Here is an 8,060-nt window from a genome sequence, read left to right as displayed (position 1 = left end):
GATGGAGTCGTAGCGCAGCAGATGGGCGTTGGTCTCGACCGGGCCGAGGTCGTTGATGGCAACGACTTCAATGTCGGTGCGGCCGGATTCGACGATAGCGCGGAGAACGTTACGGCCGATGCGGCCGAAGCCGTTGATGGCAACCTTTACAGTCATGTGCATTCACTCCCTAGAGATGGGGCTTGCGGATTGAGTTGGAGAGCGCCGAAGCGCTCTCTTAGAGGTTTGCTTCTGCGGCAGCGACCACGGCGTCCGCGGTGATGCCGAAATGCTCGAATACCTTCTTTGCCGGACCGGACGCGCCGAAGCCCTTCATGCCGACGAACGTGCCTTCCGGACCGATGAAGGCATCCCAGCCTTCGCGGACGGCGGCTTCCACGGCGATCTTGACTGGCGAGTTGCCGATGACTTCCTTGCGGTATGCTTCCGGCTGCTCAAAGAACAGTTCGGTGCAGGGAACGGAAACGACACGGACGCTGACGCCCTTGGCTTCGAGCGTTGCACGGGCGGCAACGGCGAGCTCGACTTCAGAGCCGGAAGCGAAGATCGTCACCTTGGCGTCGGCTTTGCCGGCGAGCGTGTAGGCGCCGAGTTCGCAAAGGTTCATTTCGCTGTACTCGGTACGCACTGGCGTCAGGTTCTGGCGGGTCAGCGCGAGCGCGGACGGGTGTGTCTTCGACTTGACGGCGATCTGCCAGCATTCGGCAGTTTCAGTCGGGTCTGCCGGGCGGAAGACCCGTAGATTCGGAACGGCGCGCAGGCCGGCGATCTGCTCGACCGGCTGGTGCGTCGGGCCGTCTTCACCGACGCCGATCGAGTCGTGCGTTAGGACGTGGACAACGCGGATGCCCATGAGGGCGGCCAGGCGGATCGGCGGTCGGCAATAGTCCGAGAAGATCAGGAAGCCGCCGCCGTAGGGGATAAGGCCGCCGTGCAGCGCGACACCATTCATGGCCGAAGCCATGCCGTGCTCGCGGATTCCCCAGTGCATGTAGCGCCCGGCGAAATCGGTCGGCGTGATCGAATGCATCTGGCTGGTCTTGGTATTGTTCGACGGCGTCAGGTCGGCGGAGCCGCCCAGCGTTTCCGGCAGGAAGCCGTTGATGACCTCAAGCGCGTCTTCCGATGCCTTGCGGGTGGCAATCGTCGGCTTGGTTTCGATCAGCTTCTTCTTGTAGGCGCTGATCGCGGCGTCGAAGCCTTCCGGCAGGTCGCCGGCGAAGCGGCGGGTGAACTCAGCCTTGTGCGCGGACTTGGCGAGGCCGTCTTCCCAGGTATTGACTGTTTCGACCGAGCGGCTTCCGGCTGCGCGCCATGCGTCGAGAACGTCGGAAGGAACGACGAAGGGTTCGTATTCCCAGTTCAGCGCCTTGCGGGTCGCCGCGATTTCATCGGCGCCGAGCGGGTTGCCGTGAACCTTATGAGTGCCCTGCTTGTTCGGAGCGCCGAAGCCGATGATCGTCTTGCAGGCGATGAAGGTCGGACGGTCGGACTTGTGAGCGGCTTCGATGGCGGCGGCAATGGCAGCCTGGTCGTGGCCGTCGATTTCGATCGTGTTCCAATGAACAGCCTTGAAGCGAGCAACCTGATCGGTGGAATCCGACAGGGAGACGGCGCCGTCGATGGTGATCGAGTTGTTATCCCAGAAGAGAACGAGCTTGTTCAGCTTCAGATGACCGGCAAGTGCGATCGCCTCGTGGCTGATGCCTTCCATCAGGCAGCCGTCGCCGCAGATGGCATAGGTGTAGTGGTCCTGAAGCTCAGAGCCGAACTCGTCGCGCAGCTTGCGTTCGGCGATCGCCATGCCGACGGCATTGGCAATGCCCTGGCCGAGCGGGCCGGTCGTCGTTTCGATGCCGGTCGCATGACCGTATTCGGGATGGCCGGCGGTCTTCGAACCGAGCTGGCGGAACTGCTTCAGGTCCTCGATCGTCATGTCGGGGTAGCCGGTCAAATAGAGCAGTGAGTAAAGCAGCATCGAGCCGTGGCCGGCCGACAGCACGAAGCGGTCGCGGTTCGGCCAATGCGGCTTCTTCGGGTCGAACCGCAGATACTTCGTAAAGAGAATCGTCGCTACGTCAGCCATGCCCATCGGCATGCCGGGATGCCCCGAATTTGCCTTTTCGACTGCATCCATGGCGAGGAAACGGATCGCATTTGCCATCCGGTCGTTTTGTTCAGGAGAGGTCATGGCTATTCCACGGGTTCCGGGTGTCGGGGGATGGCCTCGAGCCTGTGGAGACCATCAATGAGAGCGGGTGACACATAGCAGTTGGAACGGCCAAGTCAACAAATGGAAGGCCCTCCGGAGGCCTCTCCAATCGATTTTAGACATTTGATCATCGATTTTTACAAAAGTTGAATAGGCGCTGAGGCGGCAGTTGATTTTCGTCATCCACAGAATAGGTCTGCAGCCGCCGGGCCAGCTTTATTGACGTGCCGTTGGCGAGGTGCGTATCCTTTTGGAAATACTGGATCGGTCTCGGGCGCCGATTCGCGGGTCTTGTGCGGGGAACCGGTAGAGACATGACGCCTACAGGCAAAATGGAAGCAGCACTCAACGAGCTCAGGCAAGCCATCTCCGGGCTTGAAAACGCAGTCGAGATGCGCATCGAGCACCAGCGGGAGCAGGGCGAAATCGAAGGCGAGGTACGTCGTATTCATGCCGATCGCTCGAAGCTTGCCCAGGAACTGGACCAGGCCGAATTCCGTGCGAACCGGCTCGAGGAAGTCAATCGCGAGGTCTCGCGGCGGCTGGTGACGGCCATGGAGACGATCCGCGCGGTTCTGGACCGATAGAAAGGCGCGATACATGGCGCAGGTAACGGTAACGATCGACGGCAAGGCCTATCGCATGGCCTGCGAGGAGGGTCAGGAAGACCACCTGACGGACCTCGCGACGCGCTTCGACAATTATGTCGGGCACCTCAAGGGGCAGTTCGGCGAAATCGGTGACCTCCGCATCACCGTCATGGCTGGCATCATGGTCATGGACGAAATTTCGGAGCTCACCCGCCGCGTCGCCGGGCTTGAATCCGAACTCGATTCGTTGCGGAACAGCAGTGATAGCGTTCTCGCGGCAAACGCCCGCACCGAGGAGGGCCTTGCGGCGGCCTTGGGTGAGGTGACGAGCCGTATCCGCAGCATCACCGACAAGCTGAACGGCCGTGCGCCCGCCGAACTCAATTAAATAGGGGCGGCGTCGCCGGCCCTCTGGCGCAGCGCCCAAATCGGCCTTATATAGCGGAGTGCGGTCTGCGCCTCTCGACAGGAACCACAATCCCTGGGGCCATACTCGATCCAAAGGGAGCTGTCCCTGACCAGGCTCGTGGGCCTGGACACACGGTGCCCACCTACGTTTGTAGGCGCCCAGGATCGTAAACATCCATCGGTTGTCGTGGATCGCACTTCCCAAAAATCCGTACACGCTTACTGCTGTTGGGGCACAATGGATATCTTTCCGTCTGCTTTCTCAATCTTGTACATCCCGATCCCGGCCCCAGGTCCCAGGCGAAGTCTGGCGTATAAGTAATCAGGTGGGGTCATGGCCGCCGTCTGTCGCTTGATCATGAAGTTATTGATCTGCTGATCCACTAGCGGCGTTTTCGATATGATCAGAAAAATCCAGCTATTCCTTCCGTAAGGCGATTTGGTGAAGTAGATTTGCGGTCGAACAAAACGTTGTCGAATTGCAGATCGGGGTCTGGATTATCCTCGATGCTGCCAATCGCGGTTTAGCTTTGGAGCGCATCTTCTTTCTTCATATTGTTTATAGCTGTTTCCTGCGCGGTAATGTTGCTTCGCAGGCCCTCAAAGGCTTCGCGGCTCTGTTCGTTGTAGCGATAACTCGCATAGATCCACCAAGCAGTGCTGAGAACGGTGCAGATTACTCCGCACGCCACTGCGACGTGAAAATAGATCCGAAATCGGTGTAGAGCCCCTTCTTGATCTCGCTGTTGCTCGTCGAGGAGAACAGGTATCGATACAAGAAGACGAGACCGGTCGGAATAACACACATGAAGACGAGTGCGAAGAAAAACGGGCCGTATTTCTCGGCAGTGATCGTCGCGTGTTCCGGTTGATCTATAAGTTCCCTTAGTTTGATCAGATCGATGTCCCTCACCTCACTGAAGTATTCCCTGGACCGGGCCCATAGACGTTGCAGGTGCAGTAGGCGGAGGGCGGACCGAAGCCCGGGCATATTCCAAACTGCGTGACGCACGCGCGCGGACCCTGCGGTGGGACGCCCTGCATTTGCATCTGGTAGACGACCTGCGGCGGACATGACTGCGCCATGAGGCTGTCCGGATAGAGGCATAATCCGATCAGCAAGGCAGCAGACTTCATCGCTCAGACCCCACAATTCCCCAGGAGCACTTTGAAAGTAAAGATTGCCACAGTTAGCGCAGAATCACAACTTTTGAACGAACATTACAATAATGCCCGTTATGATGGTATGCGGTTGTGGTAGACGCTGTCTATCCTGAAATGCTTTCCGGTGATCCGCTATTGAAGATTCTCGATGGAATAGGCGGACCGCGGTCCGCCGACGACAATGCCTGTCGGTTGCTCCGAATGTGACAGAGACTTCTCTTGCTTGCTGTATTGCGAGTGCTAGTTTCCGCATCTTATCGATTTAATTTCCAGGAGACTTGAGATGCAGCTTGGCATGGTGGGTTTGGGCCGCATGGGCAACTACATGGTCCAGCGATTGATGCGCGATGGCCATGAATGCGTCGTCTACGACGCGAGGCCTGAAAGCGTTGCTGATCTCGTCGGCAAGGGCGCTGTCGGCAGCGCCTCTCTCGAGGAGTTTGTTTCGAAGCTGTCGCGCCCGCGCGCGGTTTGGCTGATGCTGCCGGCGGCGATCACGGACAAGGTCATCGCCCAGCTTCTGCCGTTGCTGCACGACGACGACATCATCATCGACGGCGGCAATTCCTACTATCACGACGATATCCGGCGAGGTGCCGAGCTCATCACCAAGGGCATTCACTACGTTGACGTCGGTACCAGCGGCGGCGTTTTCGGCCTGGAACGCGGTTATTGCCTGATGATCGGGGGCGAGAAAGGAATCGTCCAGTCGCTGTCGCCCATCTTCGCGTCTCTGGCGCCGGGACAGGGAGTCATTGCTCCTTCAGAGGGGCGCACTGCTCATCCGGAAAGCACGGCCGAGCAAGGGTATCTTCATTGCGGTCCGCATGGCGCCGGTCATTTCGTCAAGATGGTGCACAACGGCATCGAGTATGGCCTGATGGCCGCCTATGCCGAAGGCCTGAATATTCTGAAACATGCCAATGTTGGTGCGGCCACGCATGCGGTCGATGCCGAAACTGCGCCTTTGGCGCATCCCGAACACTATCGTTACGATTTCAACTTGCCTGATATTGCCGAAGTGTGGCGTCGCGGGAGCGTCATCACCTCCTGGCTGCTCGACCTGACGGCCGACGCGTTGCATGTCGATCCGGTCCTCACCAAGTATGCCGGCCGTGTTTCCGATTCCGGCGAGGGCCGCTGGACGATCATGGCGGCGATCGATGAAAGCGTCCCGACGCCGGTGCTGAGTGCGGCGCTTCATGGTCGCTTCTCCTCGCGCGACAACGACGAGTTCGCCAACAAGGTGCTGTCGGCCATGCGTGCGGGCTTCGGCGGTCACGTCGAGAAGCCAAAGGGCTAGGCTGAAACTTTTCGTTTTCCAAGCCCGCGCAGCGCCGCCTGTGCGGGCTTTCCTTTTATACAGCGGGATATATTGTCTATACAACGGGATACATTGTCGAGAGATTGCATTTAGGGCAAGGGATCACGGGTCTGGCAATGGGGCGCGCGTGGCATGATGCAACTACTGATATCGATGGCATTCGCCCTCGCCGTGGCCACGAGCGCCTCGGCTCAGACCGCCAACCCGCCGTCGCCGCCTTCCACGCCCACGACTAGTGCGGCTCAACCGCCGGCGGAAGTTCGGCAGATGCTCGAGCTGATGCAAACGCCACAGGTGAAGGAGTGGATGACGACGCAAATGAAGGCGGCGCCGACAGCCACCCTGACGGAGGCCGGCGAAATGTCGGCGCTCTCCGAACTCGTCGGTCATGCGCGCCGCCATGTCGAAATGGTCTCCGGGGCGGCGATGGAGTTTCCCGGCGAAGTCGAGACCGCGTCTGAAGTCGTCGAACGCGAGGTCGCGCCGACGGGCTGGCTGCTGATTACGACGGAGGTCATTGCCCTTTTTCTCACCGGAGCGATTGTCGAGCTGCTGTTCCGTCTTATCGTGCCGAAACCGCGAATCCGACGGACCGACGACGAGGTCGTCACCGTTGCCCACCACGCTGCGGCAAATCTGCTTTATCGCGTCGTTCCCGCAATCGTTTTTGCGATGGCGACACTGGTGCCTTTGCTCGCTTTCAACTGGCCTCCGATCACGCGGTCCATGGCCATCGCGATTGCAGTCGCACTCATCGTCGCCCGCTTTACCGTCGCGCTCGGGCGACTCCTGGTCGCCCTCGTTACCTTGCCGCGTGCGGATGGCGAGCGCCAGATTTCGCGCGCCAGGGGGCTTTTCTGGTTCCGGCGTTGCGCGACCTTCGCGATCTACTTCGCATTCGGCTGGGCGGTGATCCAACTGATGGTGCCGCTCGGATTTTCCGAGGGCGCGCGCTACTTTGTCGGCTACATTCTCGGCATCGGGCTCTTCGCCATCGCAGTGGAGGCGATCTGGCACCGTCCGGTGGAGGAGGGAGAGCATCGCAGCTTCACCGTTTCCTGGGGGCTGACGCTCTATTTCGCTTTCCTTTGGCTTCTCTGGGTTTCAGGGTTCAACCTGCTGCTCTGGCTCGGGATCTATGCCGTGCTCCTGCCGCGTGCTCTCTCGGTTGCAACGCTGGCCGTTCGTTCCCTGCACCAGGCCGAGGCGGGCTTTCTCGCCGGGCGCCGGATTGCGACTGTGCTTCTCGACCGTGGCGTTCGAGCCCTTATCATCACGGCCGCGGCTTTCTGGCTTGGCCGCATGATCGGGCTTGCGGCCGATCGCATGGCCGCCGGCGAGACCATGCTCGATCGGCTTGCCCGTGGCGCGATCGGCGGCATCGTCATCCTGCTCGCTGCCGATCTGTTGTGGCACCTGGCGCGCGCATACATCAACGGCAAGCTCGATGACTCCAGGATCGAAGGCGCGATAACGGATGAGGAAAAAGCCAGCCGCGCCCGCCTGCAGACATTGTTGCCGATCTTCCGCAATATCCTCGCCGTGGTCATTGCTGTCATTGCTGTACTGATGGTGCTGTCGGGCCTCGGGGTCGAAATTGGCCCGCTGATCGCCGGTGCCGGCGTGGTCGGCGTCGCCGTGGGCTTCGGCGCACAGACCGTCGTGAAGGATGTCATCAGCGGCATGTTCTATCTTTGGGACGATGCCTTCCGTGTCGGCGAGTATATCGAGAGCGGTAGCCACAAGGGCGTTGTTGAAGCCTTCAGCCTGCGCTCGGTGCGGCTGAGGCATCACCGCGGGCCGCTGACGACGGTGCCGTTCGGCGAACTCGGCGCGGTCAGGAACCTCAACCGAGACTGGACGATCGACAAGATTACCCTGAACGTCACCTACGACACCGACCTCGTGAAGGCGAAGAAGGTGATCAAGCAGATTGGACAGCAACTGCTGGATAATCCCGACTACAGTCCGCACATCATCGAGACGCTGAAGATGAAGGGCGTGGAACAGTTCGGCGAGTTCGCGATTGTCATCCGGCTGGCAATGATGACCAAGCCCGGCGAGCAATTCGTCATCCGACGCAATGCCCTGGCCATGATCCGCAACGCCTTCAAGGAAAACGGCATCGAGTTTGCTGTGCCGACGGTGCAGGTTTCGAGCGAAGGGCACGAGTCCGAGGCGCATGCAGCCGCCGCCCGCCATCTTTCGCAACGCTCGAATTCAGATGAGCCCGCGGCGTAGCATCCGGGACTCGCTTATCGGAGCGGGCTAGCCTCGTTTAGTGCTTTTTTGCCGCTCCAACCCTGTCAACGTTACGAAATTGCAATGTGCGCCGGCGTGCCCTGCGCCAAATTTGCCCCAA

General features: G+C 59.9%; 7 protein-coding genes and 1 other RNA gene. 5 read left to right on the top strand and 3 right to left on the bottom strand.

The window, feature by feature from the left end; all coding sequences use genetic code 11:
* Together AC1DPR_RS28785 and tkt are read right to left on the bottom strand one after the other, a co-directional pair.
* A partial coding sequence (locus tag AC1DPR_RS28785) for a glyceraldehyde 3-phosphate dehydrogenase NAD-binding domain-containing protein (protein ID WP_477817696.1) occupies window positions 1–156 on the bottom strand: 156 nt, incomplete at its 3' end.
* Between the two features lie 61 nt (window positions 157–217).
* Window positions 218–2,191 (bottom strand): transketolase, encoded by a 1,974-nt coding sequence (gene tkt, locus AC1DPR_RS28780; protein ID WP_477817695.1) that lies wholly within the window; start codon window positions 2,189–2,191, stop codon window positions 218–220.
* A gap of 335 nt (window positions 2,192–2,526) precedes the next feature.
* Between tkt and AC1DPR_RS28775 the strand changes: the two genes are divergently transcribed.
* The 3 genes from AC1DPR_RS28775 (at window position 2,527) to ssrS (ending at window position 3,408) form a co-directional block, all read left to right on the top strand.
* Window positions 2,527–2,799: a DUF4164 domain-containing protein gene (locus tag AC1DPR_RS28775; RefSeq protein WP_025660886.1), complete on the top strand. Its 273-nt coding sequence runs from the start codon at window positions 2,527–2,529 to the stop codon at window positions 2,797–2,799.
* Between the two features lie 13 nt (window positions 2,800–2,812).
* On the top strand, window positions 2,813–3,190 hold the full coding sequence (locus AC1DPR_RS28770; RefSeq protein ID WP_018858861.1) for a cell division protein ZapA: 378 nt from the start codon (window positions 2,813–2,815) through the stop codon (window positions 3,188–3,190).
* Between the two features lie 59 nt (window positions 3,191–3,249).
* Window positions 3,250–3,408, top strand: a non-coding RNA gene (gene ssrS, locus AC1DPR_RS28765) — 6S RNA.
* A gap of 478 nt (window positions 3,409–3,886) precedes the next feature.
* On the opposite strand, the gene AC1DPR_RS28760 is transcribed toward ssrS, so the two are convergent.
* Entirely contained in the window at window positions 3,887–4,123 is a 237-nt protein-coding gene (locus tag AC1DPR_RS28760; protein WP_477817694.1) for a hypothetical protein, read from the bottom strand.
* Between the two features lie 534 nt (window positions 4,124–4,657).
* On the opposite strand from AC1DPR_RS28760, the gene gnd reads away from it, so the two are divergent.
* A complete protein-coding gene (gnd, locus tag AC1DPR_RS28755; RefSeq protein WP_018858858.1) occupies window positions 4,658–5,677 on the top strand; it encodes a phosphogluconate dehydrogenase (NAD(+)-dependent, decarboxylating) in 1,020 nt (339 codons plus the stop codon).
* A gap of 153 nt (window positions 5,678–5,830) precedes the next feature.
* Window positions 5,831–7,939 carry a mechanosensitive ion channel family protein gene (locus AC1DPR_RS28750; RefSeq protein WP_477817693.1) on the top strand — a complete coding sequence of 703 codons (2,109 nt, stop codon included), beginning with the start codon at window positions 5,831–5,833 and terminating at the stop codon, window positions 7,937–7,939.
* Window positions 7,940–8,060: the final 121 nt, after the last annotated feature.

This window comes from Rhizobium sp. 01T417, from assembly GCF_056398905.1.
This window is presented reverse-complemented; position numbering and strand designations above follow the sequence as displayed.

Coding starts and splice junctions, on each gene's coding strand:
- tkt (WP_477817695.1), bottom strand. CDS start 2,191: ATGACCTCTCCTGAACAAAACGACCGGATGGCAAATGCGATCCGTTTC.
- AC1DPR_RS28775 (WP_025660886.1), top strand. CDS start 2,527: ATGACGCCTACAGGCAAAATGGAAGCAGCACTCAACGAGCTCAGGCAA.
- AC1DPR_RS28770 (WP_018858861.1), top strand. CDS start 2,813: ATGGCGCAGGTAACGGTAACGATCGACGGCAAGGCCTATCGCATGGCC.
- gnd (WP_018858858.1), top strand. CDS start 4,658: ATGCAGCTTGGCATGGTGGGTTTGGGCCGCATGGGCAACTACATGGTC.
- AC1DPR_RS28750 (WP_477817693.1), top strand. CDS start 5,831: ATGATGCAACTACTGATATCGATGGCATTCGCCCTCGCCGTGGCCACG.